Annotated in this window: 17 protein-coding genes and 1 tRNA gene; 13 read left to right on the top strand and 5 right to left on the bottom strand. The window is 33.2% G+C overall.

What is annotated here, in order from left to right; all coding sequences use genetic code 11:
• Positions 1-573: 573 nt before the first annotated feature.
• Complete coding sequence (locus tag IEV63_RS12255; protein WP_188407108.1) at positions 574-1,662, bottom strand: helix-turn-helix domain-containing protein; 1,089 nt, start codon at positions 1,660-1,662, stop codon at positions 574-576.
• A gap of 104 nt (positions 1,663-1,766) precedes the next feature.
• Between IEV63_RS12255 and IEV63_RS12260 the strand changes: the two genes are divergently transcribed.
• The 5 genes from IEV63_RS12260 (at position 1,767) to aat (ending at position 12,522) form a co-directional block, all read left to right on the top strand.
• On the top strand, positions 1,767-4,232 hold the full coding sequence (locus IEV63_RS12260; protein WP_188407109.1) for a T9SS type A sorting domain-containing protein: 2,466 nt from the start codon (positions 1,767-1,769) through the stop codon (positions 4,230-4,232).
• A 326-nt stretch (positions 4,233-4,558) separates the two neighbouring features.
• Positions 4,559-6,166 carry a hypothetical protein gene (locus IEV63_RS12265; protein ID WP_188407110.1) on the top strand — a complete coding sequence of 536 codons (1,608 nt, stop codon included), beginning with the start codon at positions 4,559-4,561 and terminating at the stop codon, positions 6,164-6,166.
• 365 nt (positions 6,167-6,531) lie between these two features.
• Entirely contained in the window at positions 6,532-11,067 is a 4,536-nt protein-coding gene (locus IEV63_RS12270; protein ID WP_188407111.1) for a T9SS type A sorting domain-containing protein, read from the top strand.
• A gap of 71 nt (positions 11,068-11,138) precedes the next feature.
• On the top strand, positions 11,139-11,351 hold the full coding sequence (locus IEV63_RS12275) for a hypothetical protein (RefSeq protein WP_188407112.1): 213 nt from the start codon (positions 11,139-11,141) through the stop codon (positions 11,349-11,351).
• 529 nt (positions 11,352-11,880) lie between these two features.
• Positions 11,881-12,522 carry a leucyl/phenylalanyl-tRNA--protein transferase gene (aat, locus tag IEV63_RS12280; protein WP_188407113.1) on the top strand — a complete coding sequence of 214 codons (642 nt, stop codon included), beginning with the start codon at positions 11,881-11,883 and terminating at the stop codon, positions 12,520-12,522.
• Here aat and IEV63_RS12285 read toward each other — a convergent pair.
• Positions 12,511-13,095 carry a DNA-3-methyladenine glycosylase I gene (locus tag IEV63_RS12285; protein WP_188407114.1) on the bottom strand — a complete coding sequence of 195 codons (585 nt, stop codon included), beginning with the start codon at positions 13,093-13,095 and terminating at the stop codon, positions 12,511-12,513. The two genes, aat and IEV63_RS12285, sit on opposite strands and share 12 nt — an antisense overlap.
• A 314-nt stretch (positions 13,096-13,409) precedes the next feature.
• On the opposite strand from IEV63_RS12285, the gene IEV63_RS12290 reads away from it, so the two are divergent.
• The 6 genes from IEV63_RS12290 to IEV63_RS12315 all read left to right on the top strand — a co-directional run bounded on the left by IEV63_RS12290 (position 13,410) and on the right by IEV63_RS12315 (position 17,726).
• Positions 13,410-13,487: transfer RNA gene (locus tag IEV63_RS12290), tRNA-Val, on the top strand.
• A gap of 350 nt (positions 13,488-13,837) precedes the next feature.
• Positions 13,838-14,125: a helix-turn-helix transcriptional regulator gene (locus IEV63_RS12295; protein WP_188407115.1), complete on the top strand. Its 288-nt coding sequence runs from the start codon at positions 13,838-13,840 to the stop codon at positions 14,123-14,125.
• A gap of 5 nt (positions 14,126-14,130) precedes the next feature.
• Entirely contained in the window at positions 14,131-15,381 is a 1,251-nt protein-coding gene (locus IEV63_RS12300; RefSeq protein WP_188407116.1) for a type II toxin-antitoxin system HipA family toxin, read from the top strand.
• Positions 15,382-15,615: 234 nt separating this feature from the next.
• Positions 15,616-16,917, top strand: coding sequence for an adenosylmethionine--8-amino-7-oxononanoate transaminase (gene bioA / locus IEV63_RS12305; RefSeq protein ID WP_188407159.1), 1,302 nt, complete (start codon positions 15,616-15,618; stop codon positions 16,915-16,917).
• A 38-nt stretch (positions 16,918-16,955) separates the two neighbouring features.
• On the top strand, positions 16,956-17,453 hold the full coding sequence (locus tag IEV63_RS12310; RefSeq protein WP_188407117.1) for a CIA30 family protein: 498 nt from the start codon (positions 16,956-16,958) through the stop codon (positions 17,451-17,453).
• Positions 17,454-17,726 carry a hypothetical protein gene (locus tag IEV63_RS12315; protein ID WP_188407118.1) on the top strand — a complete coding sequence of 91 codons (273 nt, stop codon included), beginning with the start codon at positions 17,454-17,456 and terminating at the stop codon, positions 17,724-17,726.
• A 373-nt stretch (positions 17,727-18,099) separates the two neighbouring features.
• Here IEV63_RS12315 and ahcY read toward each other — a convergent pair whose 3' ends face one another.
• Positions 18,100-19,416: an adenosylhomocysteinase gene (gene ahcY / locus IEV63_RS12320; protein WP_188407119.1), complete on the bottom strand. Its 1,317-nt coding sequence runs from the start codon at positions 19,414-19,416 to the stop codon at positions 18,100-18,102.
• A gap of 55 nt (positions 19,417-19,471) precedes the next feature.
• On the opposite strand from ahcY, the gene IEV63_RS12325 reads away from it, so the two are divergent.
• Both IEV63_RS12325 and IEV63_RS12330 read left to right on the top strand, forming a co-directional pair.
• A complete protein-coding gene (locus IEV63_RS12325) occupies positions 19,472-20,104 on the top strand; it encodes a 4'-phosphopantetheinyl transferase family protein (RefSeq protein ID WP_188407120.1) in 633 nt (210 codons plus the stop codon).
• Positions 20,097-20,798 (top strand): phosphoglycerol geranylgeranyltransferase, encoded by a 702-nt coding sequence (locus tag IEV63_RS12330; RefSeq protein WP_188407121.1) that lies wholly within the window; start codon positions 20,097-20,099, stop codon positions 20,796-20,798. The genes IEV63_RS12325 and IEV63_RS12330 overlap by 8 nt, the downstream gene beginning before the upstream one ends.
• Before the next feature lie 18 nt (positions 20,799-20,816).
• On the opposite strand, the gene IEV63_RS12335 is transcribed toward IEV63_RS12330, so the two are convergent.
• Together IEV63_RS12335 and IEV63_RS12340 are read right to left on the bottom strand one after the other, a co-directional pair.
• On the bottom strand, positions 20,817-21,482 hold the full coding sequence (locus tag IEV63_RS12335) for an HD domain-containing protein (RefSeq protein ID WP_188407122.1): 666 nt from the start codon (positions 21,480-21,482) through the stop codon (positions 20,817-20,819).
• A 9-nt stretch (positions 21,483-21,491) separates the two neighbouring features.
• Entirely contained in the window at positions 21,492-22,490 is a 999-nt protein-coding gene (locus IEV63_RS12340) for an acyl-ACP desaturase (RefSeq protein ID WP_188407123.1), read from the bottom strand.
• Between the last annotated feature and the right edge of the window lie 5 nt (positions 22,491-22,495).

Genomic DNA, 22,495 nt, shown 5'->3' on the forward strand with positions numbered 1-22,495 from the left:
TCTTCTTTTACCAAGAAGAACTGAGGTTAGAAAAAGAATTAGAACAAGTTAGGCAAAGCTTTTAATTAGTTTTATATTCAATTATTTAAAAATAACCATGCTTTTCATAAAGCATGGTTATTTTTTTAAATAGCAATTAATAAATTATGGCATTTTGATTATAAGACGTCGCTATTTAATACTCGAATTATTTCTGCCGATTTACTGCCCGTTAATATAAAACTTGTATATATACAAAACAGATTCATGATAACATGCGTGGTATTATTCAACTTATAGTTGTAAATGTTGAGTTTATGCTGTTAAACTTTAAAAATAATGTACATTATTAATCAGGTTGTAAAGCATTTTACTTAAAAATGTAAATAATTAGTTATAAAATTTTAACTGAACATTCGATCAATGAGTCAATTAGTTCATCGATTTATAATGTTGGTAAAAAGTTAATAGTATGGATTTTTATGCTAAGGAAGTAATCTGCATTAAAACATATGGTTTAAATGGTTTAACGCTGTAAATTAAATTATTGCAGTAAATTAAAAGTAGGTTGCCTTTGTTCTGCTTAAAAATGTACTATGTGTTTTGTATTTTGTTGCATACTTTAAAATATTCACTTGGAGTAACTTTACAAAAAGTTTTAAAAGCTCTATTAAAAGATTGTTGTTTTTTAAAACCACACTCTTTCACTAATGCATTTACAGTATATTTATTTAAATACCCATTGCTTATAAGTGAACAAGCATGCTTTATTCTCAAAGAATTAAAATACATTGGTATAGTTAATCCATTAGTTTCTTTCATAAACTTTCTTAATCTATAATCTGCAATACCTGTATCTATACTCAACCTTGAAATGCTATAATCTGGCTTTAAATAAGCTTCAGTAAGCATTAAATGATTTTCAATTTGTTTAAAAATATTACTATGCTCGGATTTGTCAGAAATTCTGGTATTGCTAATTTCTTTTAAAATGAAAGTTGTTGCAGAAAGAACTAAAAGACTTGCTATGGTTATTATTTTTTGTAGCAAAATAAATTCTACTGTAATAAGTTTAAAAAGGATTAGATTAACATGTAAGCTCAAAAAAATGCTGCTTAACACGTAAAATAAAACATAGTGGTAGAAAAAACTCAGTAAAGTTGTCCTAACTTTACTTTTTATAGCTGTGTTTATAGTAATTTTTACATAGACAGTAATAATATTTACACTATAATAAATAATTATAATTGTTGATATTATAATTACATCTTCAAATCCATTAAAATAAAATTTACTTAAATCCATTATGCTTCCAGTCATTGGTATATGGTATTCAAAACTTGTAAGTTTTATACCAAAATGGTTTAAGGTGTTAACAATAATTAAGCATGTAAATAGCAGCTTATCAGTTATGTTAATTTTCACATATCTTTCTAAATAAACACTTTGCAAGTGTTTAAAGATAAAAATTAGGGCTGCTAACTTTACAACACTTATAAAAAACACAGATAACTTTATTTTTAAAGTTATGTAAAGACAAATACTAACAATAATAAATAACCTGGCAATGAAATGTAACAGTAAATAAATAAATTGGTATTTGTTTTTTTTATTTATTCTCTTAAATATTATAATTAAGATATAGACAAGAATAAATACAAGTAAGAAAGCAGGGCTAATCATACGCAATATTACACATTTTTTAAAAACTGAGTGCAACCAAAAATTAATTGAAAGCGTCTAAGTAGACTTAAATGTAAATTTGAATTTGTTTAAAACCCCTTTATATGCAAATTAAAATTACACGGTATTTCATTCATTTTATAGTTTTTTTTGGTATTGGATTGTTATTTGCTCAAACTGTTCCCCAAACATCAAATTTAATAGCTTATTATCCACTTTTTGAAAATGCTAATGATATAAGCGGAAATAATTACAATGGTGTTATTTTTAATAATCCAACATTGGTTGCTAACCGATTTGGGACATCTAATTCTGCTTATTTCTTAGATGGCGAAGATGATTTCATTTATTTTGGCGATGAAATGTATGCTAGTTTACCTGATACAGATAATGATGGTTTTTACGAAGATAGTTTTTCTATTAGTATTTGGGCTAAATCATCTTCAAACTCAACAGAATCGTTTATAGCGTTTGGTGTGAGTGATGGTTTATATACTGGTTTGATTTCTAGAATGGAAAGTAATAATCAAGTTTCTTTTAATTCTTCTAACTGGGGTTTTAATACGCATACTAGTGGTAGAAGAAGCGATGGTAATTGGCATCATTATGTATTTGTTTATACGGCAGGTAGTTCTAGGAAAGTTTTTATTGATGGTGATCTTACAGGAGTAAATTCTGATATCTCAAGACGTTTTAGATTTAAAACCTATGGCCTTTCAATTGGTAGAGAACGTTACATTCCTAATCAAGATATTACAGATCTTAGCAATAGTACTATTAATTACACCGGCAGTGTAGATGATGTAAGACTATGGAATATTGCTTTATCTGATGCAGAAGTCGCGAGTTTATTTAATTATGAAAACAATTCGACTAACGATTATAGTCCTGAAACTTCGTGGGATGGAAGCCAATGGGATAAAGGTACACCATCGATAAATTCAACTGCTGTAATAGCTGTAGATTATTTAGAATCAACCAATTTAATATGCAATAAACTTGTAGTTAATTCTGGTATTAAAATTAATGTTTACAAGACTTTAAATGTAGGTTCATCAATACTAAATAATGGACAAATCATTTTTAAAAGTGATGTTACGGGCGATGGTTATTTGGATGAATTTACAGGAACAATTTCGGGAACAGGAACCGTTATTACAGAAAAATACTACCCCGCCAAACGTGCCTTTAGAATGGTAGCTAGTCCTATAAGTGGTGGCAGTATTTTTGACAATTGGCAAGATGCCGGAGCTAGTAATACAGGTATTGGAACGCATATTACGGGCGAAGTAGGAACAGTAGGACAACACAATACTACAACAGGGCTAGACTATACCCAGTCAGGTAATCCTTCTTTGTTTGGGTTTAATGGAAGTTGGCAAATGGTTACTAATACAAAAACCACTAATTTAACAGTTGGAGTACCTTACCGCTTAATGGTACGTGGCGATCGAACTCCGAGTTTATTACAATCTAATGATGCAACACCCAATCCTACCACTTTAGTTTCTACAGGTAATTTAGAAGTTGGCACTAAAAACATTACTTTTCCAAGTGCAACAGCTGGCGGTACAACTTATGCTTTTATAGCTAATCCCTATCAATCTAGAATCGATATGAGTGATGTTCTTTCAGCAAATACCAATACAGATAACACTAAACTTTGGGTATGGGATCCGATGGTAAACGATCGAGGGACTTTTATTTTAATCGATGAGTTATCTGGTAATGGAACAGCTACACCAGCAAGTACAGCTACAAAGTTTATCGAACCTGGACAAGCATTGTTCATTCAAACAACAGAAGAAAGCCCAAGTATAACTTTCACTGAAAGCATGAAAGATGTAAGTAGTTTAAGCCTATCACCTGAAAGTTTAAGTCAACAACCACAGTTGTTATTCAACCTTCAAGATGAAAACCAAGAAGTGATCGACGCTATTCGTCTGCGCTTTACTGAAGATACTGATAACGGAATAGATGCTTTGGATGTAGTTAAAATGGGCAATTTAGATGAAAACCTAGCTTCGGTAAACGAGAATAGTTTATTCACTATTCAGCGTAGAAACTTTCCAGAAAATGATGAGGTGATTCCGTTATTTACCAACAACTGGCGTAATGAAAATTACAGTTTTACCGCGAATTTAAATAACTTGGGAGATACCAATGTGTACTTAGTAGATCACTACTTAGGCACAGAAACTTTAATAACTAATGGTGAAGCTTACAGCTTTAGTGTAGATACGAATATAAGTGAATCGGTAAACAGTTTACGCTTTGCGTTGAAGTTTAATACAGAGACCATGAGTATAGAAGAGCAAGAAAACACTTTCTTTAGTCTCTATCCAAACCCAGCAAGAGATGTAGTCAACATTCAAACGAGTTTAGCCTTAGGTAGTCAAGTAAATATTCAAATCTACAACATGCTAGGTCAGCTAATGTTAAGTCAGAAGCAAACACTAAAAGCGAGTAGCTTACAAGTAGATGTACATAACTACCCAAGTGGGATATATATGGTAAAACTTACTAACGAAACAGGGAATAAACAAGCGCAACAACTTATTAAAGAATAAAAAAATAGGATTCGCTAATAATTAATTCTTTTTTTAAATCTAGAGAAGTCTGATAAGTAAAAATTATACTTTTATAATGATTACTATTTATAAAACCTATTTAAGTTTAGTAACTAGCTAATTGTCAGCTATATTTTTCTAATTCTGTATTTTCTATAACTACAAAAGAGTAAAAGTATAAAATAGATACTTGCAGAATATTATACTAAGTTCGTTTTTATTATTTCTGCTAAAAAAATCAAAAATAGTAACAAACACAATTAAATATCTGTTATTACTACTAATAGAATTTTTTTTATTATTAATTTGTAGATTAATTTTTACAAATGAAAGTTTTTGTTCATTTTTTGTGTGTTATTTTTTTTTCCTTTTGTTGTTTAGGAGAAACAGGATTGTATGCTTACAATATATCTAAAAGCAATAACCAGCCAGAAAAAAAAACAATAGATTCTTTAGTCAATCAATCAAATTATTATCTAAATAGTGATCTTAATAAATCATTAAATTATGCCTTAAGTGCACTTGAAGTTTCTGTTAAGGGAAATAATAAAAGTGATTTAATGCATGCTTACAATCAGTTGGGGAGAGTGTATTTTTATGTTGGCATGTTTGAAAACTCTTATGTTAATTGGCATAAAGCACATCAATTAGCTATTGAAACTTCTATAGAATCAGATGTTTCTAGTACTGCTTTTAATCTTGCTGCTTTATTTATAATTTTAGAAGAATACGACAAAGCCCAAGATTTTCTAAATATTGTAAAGCCTTATTATTTTTCATCTACTTCTAAGGATTTTTTATTGAAACAATTAAATGTAATAAATAATCAAGCCTTGATTTACCATAAAACAGGAAAAATAGAAGAAGCACGAGAGCACTTTGAAAAAGGCATAATCATTATTGAAAAAATTGAGCATAAAGCTCATGCTCTTTCATTTTTAAATGCCTACGCAAGCTTTTTAATAGAACAAAAAGATCATGCTTTGGCATTAAAAATACTTAATAAAATTGGCGAAGTAAACAATGTTGACCTTTATTACAATGCACAAGTTGATGCTACACTACAGTTGAAGTATGCTAGTATTTATTTTGAATTAAAAAATGAACAAAAGGTAAAATACCACTTAAATAAGGGCATAGCTTTAGCAAAATCAATTAACTCTATTTCGTTGCTTAAAGAGTATAGTTTATTCTACCATCAAGTTTTTAAAGCTGAAGGCAATGCTGAAAAAGCACTCTTGTTTAAGGAAAGTTCAGATTCACTTTATAAACTAGAACAACATAACGAATCAAAAATTGCCATTATTCGAGACGAGTTTGAAGAACAGTTGACTCAATTCAGAGGAAAAATAGATGAAGAAGCTTTAAAATTTACAAGACAAAAAAGGTTAATATTTATCTTTACCTTTATTACATTAACAGGATTATTGTACCTTATTTTTCTTAAATCCAAAAAACAAAAGTTGCTTAAAAAATTGAATAAAAAAAACATTAACCACTTAGAAAAAAAAGTAGAAAGTAAACATAAAGAAATTATTTCACTAGAATTAAAACACATACAACAAAATTCTATGTTTGAAAAAATAATTTCAGACATAAAGTTTAACACTTCACAAAAAGAAATATTTGTAAACGATAAAAAAGCAATTGCTTCGTTGGTAAAGCAAAACAAGTCTTTGTGGGATGAGTTTGAACTAAGGTTTAATCAAATCGATGCTGGTTTTTATACGGCTTTAGAAGCACAAAGCAAACAACTCACAAAAAATGAAAGACGACTTTGTGCACTTCTGCGCTTAGATTTTAGCACAAAAGAGATTTCGAACATAAATAATCAATCCATTAGATCTGTAGAGATTGCCAGAACACGCATTAGAAAAAAATTAAATTTAACCCATACCAATATCAAACTTAATGCGTTCTTGAAACAAATTTAGTGCAAAGTCCTTTTTTTTAGCACAAAAATTTTACAGTGTACAAATCAATATTAGCCTTTCCTTTTTTGTAAAAACACTTGCCTGTTGCAATCTAGATAATTGTAGACTACTACAATTTTAATTCCTAATAACCTAAAAACGATTTTATTTTATACCAATTTTAGCCTACAGCTTCATTATACTTCTACAAACATGGAAAAGGGTTTTCTAAGTGTTAAAAATATTCTTTACGCCTGTTTTTTAATACAAAAAGCCATTTTGTGATAGTTTTGTGCTAGTAATATGAGATTTTCATGATGTGTTTTGTAAATCAACAAAGCTAAATTGTCATACATTTATTTAAGTATAAATTTAACAAACATATAATGAATAAGTACTCCATTTTGTTTTTAATGTCTATTCTAGTTAGCATTTGTTACGCACAAACACCTGGTCTAATTTACAAGCCATCTTCTACCGATTTAGGGAGTAGTATTTTAGACCCTAATGGAGACGGATTTGTATCTCCAACCACCAATGGTTTTTCAGTTACAGATTCTGGAGTTGGAAGCGAGTTAAAAATGATTTCATTACCAGTTTTTGAAAGTGAACCATTAAATGACATTTCTACAGGTTCTGGAGGAGGTCACACAGATATAGCTTCAGCTGGAGGTTCAGAGTCGTGTTACATTCTTAAGCGTACTGTAAACGGTATTGATTACCTCATTATTCGCTTTAGGCTAGGTGGTGCATCTACAGCCAGTAAAGGCTACTCCCTGCTTATTGATTCGGATGGCGTTTTTGGTACGGCATTAAGTTCTTCAAATTTAGGTTTTGATAGAGAGATTGTATATGAAACAGGTAATAATGGCCGTATTGCAATCTATAAACACGAGCAAGGAGCGGCAGGAACTTTAATTGCTTCATACAACGTAAATGCATACTCACAACGTTCTGTTGCACTCTCTACTGCAGGAGGAAATCCCGATTATTTTTATGACTTCTTTGTTCCATTAGAAGATATTGATGCGCCTGATCCGGTTCGTTTTACAGCAGTAACCGTTACAAGTGCAGGTAGTGGGGTGTTAGGAACCATTTCCGATTTTAATGGAATAAACGACAAGCTCTACGGAAACAATCTCTTATTGATTCAACAATTACTCATCAATTCATTTCCTGCGGTTTCATTTGAAAATTTAGATGAAAATTTTGAAGCTTCAAACTGGTTGGTAAAAACAAACCATCCTACTATAAACGCAGGTGTAACTCCAAGTTCCAATAGTATTTCTGGATTCAGTACCGAAGCAGATGGTACGCTCATTGAAGTTTTTAAGAACGCTATTTCATTAGGAACAACTACAGTAAGTAGTAATACATGGTCTATTAGCATAACTGGATTAGAAGCAGGAGATATAATAAATGCTACCGCAAATGCTTCAGGGAAGAATAGTTCAGATTTGTCAGCTAATGTTGTTGTTGCTAATGCACAAAGTTGTTTCACATCAAAACCAACGAACCTACAGAGAGGGAATCAACAAACAATAACAGGCGATTGGAGTCAAGAAGGTGTTGATCCTTCTGGTAATGTTGTGAGCATTCAACTTTATGAGCAAAACATTACTACAAATGCAATTACAATTAGAGATGATTCTCCCAACCATACCGTATTTGTTCAATCAGATGGTACTTGGAGTATGTCTCTAGCGGATAATCAAAATAACTTCAATAATAAATCTTATCTCTTTAAGGCAATTATTATCGCCAACAATTGTACTTCTGCATTTTCTAACGTATCTACTAAAACCAATGGAGGTGCAGGTACTATAACATTTGCACCAGATATAACAACCAGTACCCTATCGGATGTTGCTACAGAGCAACAAGTCTCTGTAATTAATCAAGATGCTGCTGCTGCCAATCTATTTTTGTATGTTAATGGTTTAGAAATACAAACATCTGCAACCACTGTTGCATCAAATACTTCCTATTCGTTTACAGTTTCTGGACTTGCAGGCGATGATGTAATAACTGCGCGAGCTCAGGTTCCAAGTGAAGAATATTGGCTTTCAAATGTTTCAAATCAAATTAGTGTAACATTATCTGATCCACAAGCTTCTAGTATTCCCACAATAACGGGTACCTATGTTGCGGGTTCAGGCATTGGCATTACGGGAACAAGCTTGGAAGCATCAGGCACATTAATTACGGTATTTAAAAATGGTGTAGAAATTGGCACAGCTACTGTTTCTGCTTTTGGTACTTGGGAGTTAACAGGGCAAACCCTTGTCGCAGGAAACTCGCTTACAGCAACAGCAAAAGCAACGTCTAAGTCTGTTAGCGAATCATCAAATTCAGTTAGTGTTATTGCTAGTTTGCCAAGCTCGCCAACACTTAATGGTCCAATTAGTGTTGGGGATACCTCAGTTTCAGGCGGAGGAATAGATGGAAATACTATTATAATTCTTGTAGATGCCGATCCTATTGGTACTGCAACGGTTGGAGCAGATAATGAATGGTCTTTAGAAAATATAGACTTAAACTACTTGTACAAAGGTGCAGAAGTTACAGCTATTGTTGTAAATAACAATGTTGAAAGCGAGCCTTCAAATGCAGAAATAGTATCCGGAGTATCTGATTTTTCCTTTACTCTAGCAGATGGTAGTGTCATTCCAAGTAATTTAATTTCAGGGGAAACTATTGAAATAAAAATCACTGCTCAAGACTGTGCAAGCACACCTTGTACCACAGCTACTAACTTTAATTCTTCAATAAGTCTAGCTTCAAATGCCATTATATCTCCTTTAGGTGAAACAGCCAATTTTAGTAGTGGGGAGTTAACGCTCTCATTAACCATTGGAGGAAGCGGAACTGTAAGAATATTAGGGACAAATCCTAACGATCCTACTGCAACAGGAGAATTTCAAATAGAAGTTTCTCCAGCAACTTGGGTGGGCGGTACTTCTACCGACTTTAATACAGCTTCCAACTGGCTTACAAATTCTGTACCTGGTAATGGGGCAGACATTGTATTTGATGCAAATGTTCTGAATAATTGTGCGTTAAATAATAATATCACTTTAAATACAATTGATTTCAATTCTGGGAGTCACTCGTATTCAATCGATTTAAATGAAAAGGAACTAAGTCTTAGAGGCACACTCGTAAACCATACGCAACAAAAGCCTTTATTGGCTTCTGGTGAAGCAAAACTCAATTTACTTAGCAGTAGCCAAACCTTTACTGTTTATTTTGAAGAAAATTCCAGCCTAGAAAATTTAGTGATTAATGCAAATGCAAGCGAAATAACTCTAGGAAGTGAACTTCGTGTGACCAACACAGTTGAACTAAAACAAGGAACATTTAATACGAGTGATTTGTTAGTTTTTGCAGTTACACTTCCCCAAACCGACGATGATGTAGCTAAAGAAGCTTCATTTTTTTACGAAAGTGGAACGCTAAACGGAGAGGTAATCGTTGAAAAATATTACCCTGTTAAACGTGCTTTTAGAATGGTAGCTAGTCCTGTAAACGGCGCTAGTATCTTTAGTAATTGGCAAAATGGAGGTAATTATGAACCTGGTTTTCATACCCACATTACTGGGGAAGTAGGCACTGTAGGACATCACAACCCTAGCACAGGTATAGATTATACCACATCAGGAAACAAGTCCTTATATTTATTTGATAATGGTTGGCAAGAAGTTTTAAACACAAAAAATACCAACCTACAAGTAGGATTCCCTTATCGTTTAATGGTTCGTGGAGACAGATCAACTACTAATATTAGTAGCAATACGGGTTCAAATAATACCATTATTCGCTCTAAAGGAACTCTAGTACTAGGCAACCAATCACTTTTTCCGCCAACAGCAACTACCACTACCACTGGTGGAGGTAATCCTAATCACTTTAGTTTATTGGCTAATCCATATCAAGCTACCATAGATGTTTCAAGCATATTGTTTAGACCTGCTAATTTAGATAAAGCCAATAACAACGCATTTTATGTTTGGGACCCCATGATTAACAATCGTGGAGCTTTTGTTACAGTTGACAATCTTGAAAATGGAGGGCAGCCTGTTAATTCAAATTCTTCAGCTTCAAATTTAATCGAACCTGGACAAGCTTTTTTTATTCAAGCAAATACCAACAACCCAAACATTAACTTTACCGAATCAATGAAGGTAATTCCATCTGCTACTATTGTTGATAAACCAGTTGCCTTTAGTACTAATGAAATGAGTGTGTTATTCGAGTTACATAACGATGAAGCTCAAATTATCGACGCTATTCGTTTGCGCTTTGCTGAAGATGCTGATAACGGAATAGATGCTTTGGATGCATTTAAAATGGTTAATTTAGATGAAAACCTAGCTTCGGTAAACGAGAATAGTTTATTCACTATTCAGCGTAGAAGCTTGCCAGAAAACAACGAAGTTATTTCACTATTCACCAACAACTGGCGTAATGATAATTACAGCTTTACCGCAAATTTAAATAACTTGGGAGATACCGAAGTCTATTTAGTAGATAATTACTTAGCAACAGAAACTCTATTAACAGATGGAGAAGCTTATAGTTTTAGCGTAGATGCCAACATAATTGAATCGGTAAGCAGTTTACGTTTTGCATTAAGGTTTGATAATGAGACTATGAGTGTAGAAGAGCAAGAAAAGACTTTCTTTCATCTCTATCCAAACCCAGTAACAGATGTAGTCAACATTCAAACCAGTTTAGCCTTAGGAAGCCAAGTAAAAGTAGAATTATACAATATGTTAGGGCAATTGCTAAGTAGCCAAACAAAAATCATCATGCAGACAAACCTAAGTTTAGGAGTTATGCATTTAGAAGCGGGAGTGTATTTAGTAAAACTCACAGACCAAGATGGCCATAGCCAAACACAAGAATTAATCAAACAATAAAAACAAAATGTATAGGCCTGTTTATTTTAAGGTACATATAAAATGAACAGGCTATATATAAAACTTAAACGATGAAAAATCCAGTATACATAAAAAAAATAGTAATTGTCTTGCTATTAATAATAGCCTTTATTCCCGATATCAATGCACAAAATTTAGAAGACGTCTTTGGCTTTAACGACGATAATGTAAACGATGTACCCGAAGCCCCGATACACTTTTTGGTTGCATTAGGCTTACTAATAGGTGGATTTATTGGTGTAAAAAAGTTTAAAAAAGAATAGCATTTTGAAATCTTCAAAAAAAAATTTTTGGCTTGATATACTAGTTATAATTCTAACAATAGGAATAATTCTAGAACTAATTATAATGTTTTTTTTATATAAAGAAGAAGTGCGATTAGAAAAAAAATTAGAGCTGCTTAGAATAAGTTTTTCTATTACTTTGTAGTTATATTTCTTTTTAAGATTAAACACTCTTTACTTTTAGGTAAAGAGTGTTTTTTTATATAATACTATAAACTTAAAAAGTGGACTGCCAAAAAAGTTACCTACCAAGAGCTTAAATTTAAAAGTTAATGATGATTAACTTTTAAAATAATGTACATTAATCTATTTAATAATGTGCTATTTTAGTTATTAATTAAACAGAATTTGTAAATATTGTAAGTATGTAATTAATTATTTGTTTCAAACAAGCTAAAAAGGAGTACATACTAGCCTAGTCTTTAAAGTATTTCAATATTTAACAAGATAAAAAACAATTAATTTAATTTCAATAAACTGTAATACTTAGTTATAAAATAGAAAACATATGGCTAATAAAAGATTACAATATCATTTTCCACATCCTAGTACGGCAAATGCAGCTGGACTCTTGTCTATTGGTGGAGATTTGCACCACCAACGCTTAATCCATGCTTATCAAAATGGGATTTTTCCTTGGTACAATGAAGGTGAACCTGTATTATGGTGGAGTCCAGACCCAAGAATGGTACTGTTTCCTGAACAATTAAAGATTTCAAAAAGCATGCAACAACTAATCAAAAAACAAACTTTTAACATTACAGTAAACCAAAATTTTGAAGCTGTTTTAAGCAATTGTGCAAGTATGCTAAGAAAAGACCAAGACGGAACGTGGATTACAGAACATATGAAAAAAGCCTACATTGATTTACATAAATTGGGTCATGCGCAGTCTGTTGAAGTTTGGAAAGGCTCAGATTTAGTAGGCGGTTTATATGGTGTTTACTTACAAGAGCAGAAAGTTTTTTGTGGAGAAAGCATGTTTACTAAAGTAAGTAATGCTTCAAAATATGGTTTTATTTGGTGGGTACAACAACTTCAACAAAAAGGAGTACGGCTTATCGATTGCCAGATTTATACTTCGCATTTGGCTAGTTTAGGAGCCAAAGAAATAAGTAGAGATGCTTTTTTAAGTTATCTACAAGTCTAAACCAATTTGCCTAACTTCGTTAAATCGAAAACAGCATGTTAGATGGTCGTTCACCAAACCTGCAGCTTGCATAAATGCGTAAGTAGTGGTTGGTCCCATAAATTTAAAACCTATTTTCTTTAGGTGTTTACTAAGTTTTCGACTCAAATTAGTTTGTGAAGGAATTTCATTTAAATCTGAATATTGATTCTGGATTGGTTTAAAGTCTACATATTTCCATAAAAATTCAGAAAAAGAATTTTGGTTTTTTTGAATTTCTAAAACAAGATTGGCATTGTGTATACATGCTTCAATTTTTCCACGATGCCTAATAATTCCTTTATTTTGAAGTAATTTTAATATATCCTTTTGAGAAAATTCAGCCACAGTATGAATCTCAAAATTTGCAAAAGACTCACGAAAATTTTCTCGTTTTTTTAGTATTGTTAACCAATTTAGTCCAGCTTGGAAACTTTCTAAAACAAGCAATTCAAATAAATCACGATCACCGGTCTTAGGCACTCCCCATTCTTGGTCATGATATTTTGTATATACATCGTTTGTAAGGCACCAGTTGCATCTGTTGAACTCCATAAACACTATGTTTTAGAAATAATTGTTCATTTTTTAAATCAACGCCTTTTAATCTTTAGGCTCTAGACTTGAAAGAAAAACAAAACTATACTTAAGCTTACACAATTAATTAAATGTAAAAATACGCTAAACCAAAATATAAGTAATGAAAACTAAAACGTACAGGGTTTAAAATGCATGAAGTAAAATTTTGAACTCATTAAATCCTTTATTGTAAAGTGACTACTATTTTGTTTGCTTTAAAACTTAAAAAAATAAAATAAAAAATTTTGTAGTCTTGAAGTTTGGATTATATTTGCACTCGCAATTTAGCAGGGCGCATAGCTCAGTTGGTTTAGAGCGTCTGGTTTACACCCAGAAGGTCGGGGGTTCGAATCCCTCTGCGCCCACCAGGCTTCAACAGAAATGTTGGAGCTTTTTTTATGGTTATTTTTTTGATTCGGGGTTGCCGTAAAATGGAGTTTTACGGGCATGCTCGCTGGTTGTGAAAACTGATTTTTCAGTTTTGCAATCATCGGCATTGAAATCCCTCTGTGCCCACCACTTAACTTAAAAATCTTTAGATCAATGATTTAAAGATGTTTTTACTTTTCTTCAAAATTCATCAAAGAGTTATTATTCATTGAGTTATAGGTTCGAACTTTTATAGTCGAGAAATTAACGACCTAAAACTATAATTCTTATATTATAATGATGCATATTAAATACATAAATACTATATTTGTCGCAAATAAGAGACTTAATGAACTCTAAGAAAACAATACTTCTTCCTAAATATCAAAAGATGTTTGAACAAATAGGTGAGAATATTAAACTTGCCAGGAAACGTAGAAAACTAACTACACAACAAGTAGCAGAACGTGCTGGGATTCATAGAGCCACGCTTTATCGCATAGAAAAAGGTGATCCTGCTGTCTCCATAGGTTTATATTTTAATGTCTTCAGAGTCCTTAACCTTCAAGATGACTTTTTAAAATTAGCTAGTGACGATGAGTTCGGCAGAAAGCTACAAGATCTTGATTTACTATAGAAACTGTGGGAACCGGAAAATTTGACATATTTGTTTATGCTGACTGGATAGAACTGGATTTCCCTACTTTAGTTGGAGTTTTATCAGCCCATTTTGCTAAAGGTAAAAAAGCGTTCAGTTTTGAATACGATCGCGAGTGGCTTAAAAGTAAATCGCAGCACTTGCTCGATCCACATCTTGATTTTTTTTCTGGCGCACAATATCCAACAAATAAAGAGAATTTTGGCATTTTTCTAGACAGCATGCCAGACACCTGGGGAAAAACCTTGTTGAAACGTAGAGCAGCTCAAGATGCAAGAGCTAAAAGTGAGAAAGCTACAACACTTTATGATATAGATTATCTATTAGGTGTTTATGATCAGATTAGAATGGGTGCTTTACGATTTAAAACAGATTTAAATGGATCTTTTCTCGATAATGATGAACACAGTCCTACTCCACCGTGGTCTTCTTTAGGTGATTTACAAGAAGCTGTGAATCAATTAGAAAATGATGATCATAATGAAACTATTAAAAAATGGATTGCTGTTCTTATTGCACCTGGTTCTTCATTAGGTGGCGCAAGACCTAAGGCTAATGTATTAGACAAGGATAAAAACTTATGGATTGCAAAATTCCCATCTAAAACAGATACCACTGATAAAGCTGCGTGGGAATATTTAGCCTATAAATTAGCTTTAAATGCTGGAATAAATATGGCAAAATCTAAGATTGAAAAAATCAGTGGAACTTACCATACTTTTTTAACACGCAGGTTTGACAGAGAAAATAATAAAAGGATTCATTTTGCATCTGCCATGACTATGACTGGTAATACAGAAGATAGTATTAAAGGAACAACTCCTAGTTATTTAGAAATAGTAGAATTTATTGAAAATTATGGAGTACATATAGAAAGTAACCTTCACCAAATGTGGCGACGTATTATTTTCAATATAGCAATATCAAATACAGATGATCATTTACGCAATCATGGCTTTATTTTAACAGAAGAAGGCTGGATTCTATCACCAGCATACGACTTAAATCCTTCCATTGAGAAGGATGGCTTATCCCTAAATATAGACATGGATGATAACGCACTGGACTTTGAACTGGCAAAAAATGTCGGCTCTTATTTCCGCTTACGCAAAAGCGAAATGGACACGATCATTCAGGAAGTTTCACAAGCTGTCAAAGATTGGAAAACAATTGCAAAAAAAATAGGAATTAAAAACTCTGAAATAGAATTAATGTCTGGAGCTTTTAGATATTGAAAATTTCACATCCCGATACTAAATGATTTTTCAGTTTTGCAATCAAAGGCATTCGAATACATTTGCCTTTAACAAAGCAAGTTGTTTTTTACCTTCTGTCTTTCAGCCATGAATAATAAGGCCAAGATTAATTTACAAAAACACGTATTTCGCTTTATTAAAATTGTATTTTTAATTTATATCAACATATTAGTAAGCCTAAATTCCCTTTGCTAACTTTGTGTTTTTATGCTTATGAAAATTCTAGGACAAAACATTCGCTTTGGTAAAAGTCTCTCAGAAAGAGATGAGAAAGTAATTTGGCACCCGCTAACGCAACATAAAACTGCTGCACCTTTAAAAGCTATTAAAAAAGCAAAAGGGGTTTGGTTAGAAGACGAAGATGGAAAGCAGTATATCGATGCTATTTCATCATGGTACACCAGTATGTACGGTCATTGTAATTCAAAAATTAGAAAAGCAGTAAGCAAACAAATGGAGAAACTAGACCAAGTAGTGTTTAGTGGTTTTACACACGAACCTGCTGTAGAATTAGCAGAAAAACTCTTGGAAATTTTACCACAAAATCAAGCCAAGCTTTTTTTTAATGATAATGGATCGACAGCTACCGAAATCGGAATAAAAATGGCTTTGCAGTATCATCATAACCAAGGTCATAAACGCCATGTAATGTTAGCCTTAGAAGAAGGTTTTCATGGCGACACTTTTGGAGCTATGTCTGTTTCAGGACTTTCAGTGTATAATGGCGCTTTCGAAAAACATTTTATTGAAGTAATAAGACTACCCAAACCCGTCGGTTACAATAACGACGAAGTAATCAATCTTTTACAACAATGGATTGAAACTTACGAAATTGCAGGTTTTATTTATGAACCTTTAGTACAAGGTGCGGCAGGAATGAAAACCTATTCTAAAGCTGGTTTAGAAGATATTTTGAAACTATGTAAACTCAACGATATTATCTGCATTGCCGATGAGGTAATGACTGGTTTTGGAAAAACTGGAAAAACCTTTGCATCGCAATACATGCAAACTTCGCCCGATGTAATTTGTTTAAGCAAAGCCCTTTCAGCTGGAATGGTACCGATGGGAATTACTAGCTGCTCACAAAAAATATACGATGCCTTTTACGATGATGAGCTTTCAAAAGGCTTGTTTCATGGCCACACATATACCGGAAATCCGTTGGCTTGTGCAGCTGCCTTAGCATCAATTAAATTACTACAATCTGAAGAAATTCAACAACAAATTAAAAATATAATGAGTTGGCATCAATCCTTTGCTATTCAATTAAAACAGCATCCTAAAATTGCAGAAGTACGGCAAATAGGCATGATTTTAGCATTCGATTTATCGGTTAAAATGGAACGTTACGGAAGCTTAAGAAATGAATTGTACGATTATTTTATGCAAAAAGGAATTTTTTTACGACCTTTAGGAAACACCATCTACATTTTAACCCCTTTTGTAATTAAAAAGGAAGAGATGCAACAAGTATACGACAGCATTTTGAGTTGTGTAGAAGAAGTAATTTAAAAACTATGAAAGCATTTATTCTTGTAATATTAATATGTATGAGTACACCGAAAACCAATTTATTCAATTTTAATACGAGTACCAATTCATCATCTTGGCAAATTATAAACGATGGTGTTATGGGTGGAGTTTCTAAGAGTACTTTGCAAATAACTAACGATGGACACGGTCTATTTTCTGGTCATGTTTCCTTAGCCAATAATGGTGGATTTGCTTCTATTCGACACCAACCTAATTTTAAAGATTTAGATCAATTTACGCATGTAATTCTTAAGCTAAAAGGCGATCAAAAAAACTATCAATTTCGATTAAAAGCATCTACACAACAACGCCAATCTTATGTGCAAGAATTTAAAACCAATGGCAAGTGGCAAGAGATTGAATTAAAAATCAGTGATTTTTATCCGCAGTTCCGCGGCCAACAACTAGACATGTCTAATTTCAATTTTAATGAAATACAAGAAATGGCTTTTTTAATTGCCAATAAAAAGGAAGAAGATTTTAGTTTACTTATCGACCAAATTATGCTTAGATAAATGAAGAATAACGATCAAAAATTTATAGAAAATTGGCGAAAAACCAAGTCCGCTGGTTTTAAAAAATATGCACTAACCCATGGATTAGGATTTGGGATCATTATAACTATATTCAATTTAATTTGGCTTAATTATGACAATGAACAATCCGTTGAAGTAGACAAATTCATTATAGCTGGTATAGTGATGATTCTTGTTGGTGGTTTTAGCTACGCAGGAGTTTCTTGGCTTTTAAATAATTATATTTATAAGAAGAAAGTGGGGAAGCAGTAAAACATATTTGATTATTAACTACACCCAATATGTTTTTTTAAGCAAAACTTTTTTAGAATTATTATACCCATTTCAAATATACCATAAGTAACATCCAGGCATTTCTTAAGCATCTCATAAGGATTTGATTTCAATTTATTATAACAATTTTAATTTTAAAAGTTTCGTTAAGGGTACGAAATTGCTTTTACAACCTAAGTACACAGAGTATTTTAGCTAGAATTCACAGGATTGGTGATGTTGTTGTTTTTAAACATTTGGTTGTGTATTGCTTCCAGAAAATTTGATGTAAAACTAAAATGTAAGGCTGCTGAGTAAAAACAAAAAAGCTCCCAAAAGGAGCTTTTTTGTTTTTGTACCGAAGCACCGATTTTTAGTACCGATAATACGCTGGTTTAAATGGTCCTTCTACTTCCACGCCAATATATTCGGCTTGGTCTTGTTTTAGTTTAGTAAGTTCTGCACCAACACGGCTTAAGTGTAATTCGGCAACTTTTTCATCCAAATGTTTGGGCAGCATATAAACTTTGTTTTCGTATTTTTCGTTGTTGTTCCATAATTCCATTTGCGCCAAAGTTTGGTTAGTAAACGAGTTACTCATTACAAAACTCGGGTGTCCAGTAGCACAGCCTAAATTTACCAATCTGCCTTGCGCTAATAAAATTATATCTTTTCCGTCGATGTTATATTTATCAACTTGTGGTTTAATTTCTACGTGGGTATCGCTATAATTTTCTTTTAGCCAAACCACATCAATTTCGTTATCAAAATGCCCAATGTTACAAACAATTACTTTATCGCGCATAGCCTTAAAATGTTCTCCACGCACAATGTCGCGGTTACCTGTAGTAGTGATAACGATATCTGCATTGGCAACTACGCTTTCTAAACGTTTCACTTCAAAACCGTCCATAGCAGCTTGTAGGGCACAAATTGGATCGATTTCAGTTACGGTAACAATCGAACCTGCTCCACGAAAAGAAGCCGCTGTACCTTTGCCTACATCACCATAACCACAAACTACCACGCGTTTTCCAGCCAACATGGTATCGGTGGCACGTCTAATGGCATCTACTGCGCTTTCTCTACAACCGTATTTATTATCGAATTTAGATTTGGTAACCGAATCGTTTACATTAATGGCCGGCATCACCAAAGTTCCTTTTTTCATGCGTTCGTACAAACGGTGAACGCCAGTTGTGGTTTCTTCTGAAAGGCCACGAATGCCTTCCGCTAATTCGGGATATTCATCAAAAACCATATTGGTTAAATCGCCACCATCATCTAAAATCATGTTTAATGGTTTACGGTCTTCACCAAAAAATAAAGTTTGCTCTATACACCAATTGAATTCTTCTTCCGTCATGCCTTTCCACGCATACACAGGAACTCCAGCAGCAGCAATAGCAGCCGCAGCCTGATCTTGAGTAGAATAGATGTTACATGAACTCCAAGTTACATCAGCACCTAATGCTACTAAAGTTTCAATTAAAACCGCAGTTTGAATAGTCATGTGCAAGCAGCCGGCAATTCGAGCTCCTTTTAGTGGTTTTTCTTTTCCATATTGTTCACGAAGCGCCATTAATCCTGGCATTTCTGCTTCCGCTAATTCAATTTCTTTTCTTCCCCAATCAGCTAAAGAAATATCTTTTACTTTGTAAGGCACATAAGGTACGGTATCTTTACTCATAGTCTGTATTTTTGTCTAAATTTGCTGCAAAACTAAGCATAAACCTACTATTTTAATGCCTGTTTATAAAACAATAACAGTTAATGAACATACCAAAGTCTTGATTTGGAAGGTAGAAGAATCTTTTGATGAATTGGCTAAAGGAATACGCTTGTCGGCCAATTCGCAAAACCGAATCAATAATATGAAATCAGACCTTCACCGCCGTGGTTTTATGAGTATTCGGCATTTGTTGAAGAAGTTTGGCTACAAAGACGAAGACGTAGTTTACGACCAAAACGGAAAACCCCATTTAAACGATGGTAAACACATTTCAATTTCGCACTCATTCGAATTTACATGTGTAATCGTGAGCGATGTGGTCGTGGGAATTGATGTTGAAAAACAGCGCAATAAAATTAAAAAAATTGCGGCCAAATTTACGCCTATTAAAGAATACCGCGCATTGGGTAATGGAGAAGATTTGGTAAGAAAACTCACCATTGTCTGGGGTGCAAAAGAATCGCTTTACAAATTGTACGGTAAACAAGGTTTATTGTTTTTACACGATATTTTTGTGAAAGACTTCAATTTTGAAGCTGGAGAAACTACCGCAGAAGTGACTTACAATAGCCTTAAAAAAGAATATGTGCTTCATTTTTTAGAATTTGAAGGCTTTACATGTGTTTATGCTTATAAAGATGAATAGAAAATCTACTGTAAAATCCATAGCTTTATTGAAGCATTTTCAGCAAGCCAACAACCAGTTAGCGGTTTTAATCGACCCCGAAGATTTTAGAGAGAGCCCAGTTGATTTTTTAAAGAAAATACCCGAAGAAACTTCTATTTTGCTCGTAGGCGGAAGCCAAGTATCGGCAGGAAAAACAGAAGAAGTGGTAAGTAAATTAAAGGCTTTTACACATTTACCTATTATTTTGTTTCCAGGAGATTACTCGCAATTAACGCATAAAGCCGATGCAGTTTTGTTTTTGAGTTTGCTCTCGGGTCGAAATCCAGAATATTTAATTAACCAACACGTAAAAGCTGTTCCATTTTTGCAAACTAGTAATTTAGAAGTTATCTCTACAGCATATATTTTAATCGATGGTGGTTGCGAAACTGCAGTAGTAAACATTAGCGAAACCCAACCCATTGCAGCAACCGATGTACAGCAAATTGTTAATACGGCCTTGGCAGGCCAATTTATGGGCAAACAACTTATATACTTAGAAGCGGGAAGTGGAGCTAAAAATCCAATTCCTGTTGAAGTGATTTCTGCAGTTAAAAAAGCCATTCAAATTCCGTTAATTGTTGGTGGCGGAATTAAAACGCAAGCACAAAAGCAAGCTGCATTTATAGCTGGAGCTAACTTGGTAGTTATGGGAACAGCTTTCGAAAATTAAAGCTTTATATGTAAATATCTAAGCCCAATTCGGTTTTCCACATTCTTCGTAAAACTGATTTAAAAACTGAAGCATAAATTCATGGCGTTGTTGGGCAAGTTGTTTTCCTGTTTTTGTATTCATCTGGTCTTTTAGCAAAAGTAGTTTTTCGTAAAAATGATTAATTGTGGGTGCGTTTGAAGCTTTATATTCAGCTTTAGATTGTTTGGTTTTCGGGGGAATTTCAGCATTAAAAATAGCTCTGTTTTTGTATCCACCATAATTAAAAGTACGCGCTATTCCAATTGCACCCAAAGCATCCAAACGATCGGCATCTTGTACAATTTGAAATTCAATTGATTTTTCTGCAATGGAAATCGTATCCGATTTAAATGAACTGTGTTTTACTATGTAAACTACTTCGTCTATTACAGATTTTTCTAGATGTAGTGCTGTTAAAAATGAAGCCGTTTGCTTAGGGCCTAATTTTTCATTTCCATCATGAAATTTTGCATCGGCAATATCGTGCAATAAACAACCTAATTTTACGATAAAAGTATCTGCTTGTTCGTAATTTAAGAGTTCTTCAGCATTTTTTAAAACCCGCTGAATATGTTGCCAATCGTGTCCGGCTTCAGCATCAGCTACCTGCCTTTTTACAAAATTCGTAGTTTTTAAAAGTATTTCAGTTTGTTTAGCATTCACAACAAAAGTTTATTTTACTAAAGCTGGTTTTACCCATGCAAAAGTAGTTTGTTCTTGTGGAATACGAATACGCTGATTAATGCGTTGCATACGGTCGGGCAACTTCATTAAATAGTCTCTTGCTTTTTCGGCTTCAGGTGTTAATCCGTTCAACTTTTCAATGTCCCATTGTTTAATTAAGTTGCGCATTATATCAATATAATCTTGGCCTGTGTAAACACCAATGCGTTGTGCACAATTCGAGAAATCTTCAAAAGCAGTACCAATTCCTTTACCCGATTCGCGTAAAAAATGTGCAGGCATAACAATTTTACTCACCATCATTTCTTTAAAAGCAATCATCATTTGCGATGGGTCTACGGCAAAAATTTCTTTTACAAATGTGCTGTAAGCACGGTGATGCCGCATCTCGTCTCCAGAAATTATTTTACACATTCTAGCTAAAGACTTATTGGCATATTGCTTAGCAATTTTAGCTACACGATTGTGCGAAATATAGGTAGCTAATTCTTGAAAACTGGTATACACAAAATTTTTGTATGGGTCACGATCGGTTTCAATAGAAAATCCATCGTTAATTAAGTGTTGTGTTGTAATTTCAACCTGGCGCATATCTACTCGTCCCGATAAATACAAATATTTGTTTAGCACATCGCCATGGCGGTTTTCTTCTCCTGTCCATTGGCGAACCCATTTTGCCCATGGGTTTCCTGCATTTCCATCGTGTTGATTTATACCTTCTACGTCCATTAACCAAGATTCGTAGGTAGGTAAGGCTTCTTCAGTAATTGTGTCGCCTACTAAAACAACCCAAAAATCGTAAGGTAATTCTTTAGCTAATTCCCGAATTTCTTTTATTTCATCAAAAAAACTATCGCTTTCAGAATTGGGTAAATAGTCGGTAGGTTGCCAAATTTTTTCAACAGGAATTAAGTATTCTTGAATTAATCCATCTACTTTTTCTTCCAATTGCTTCATTACTTCTAATCGTACATTGAATGCTGACATATCTT

Origin of the sequence: Psychroflexus salis (genome assembly GCF_014640175.1) — a bacterium.
Classification (GTDB): Bacteria; Bacteroidota; Bacteroidia; order Flavobacteriales; family Flavobacteriaceae; genus Psychroflexus; species Psychroflexus salis.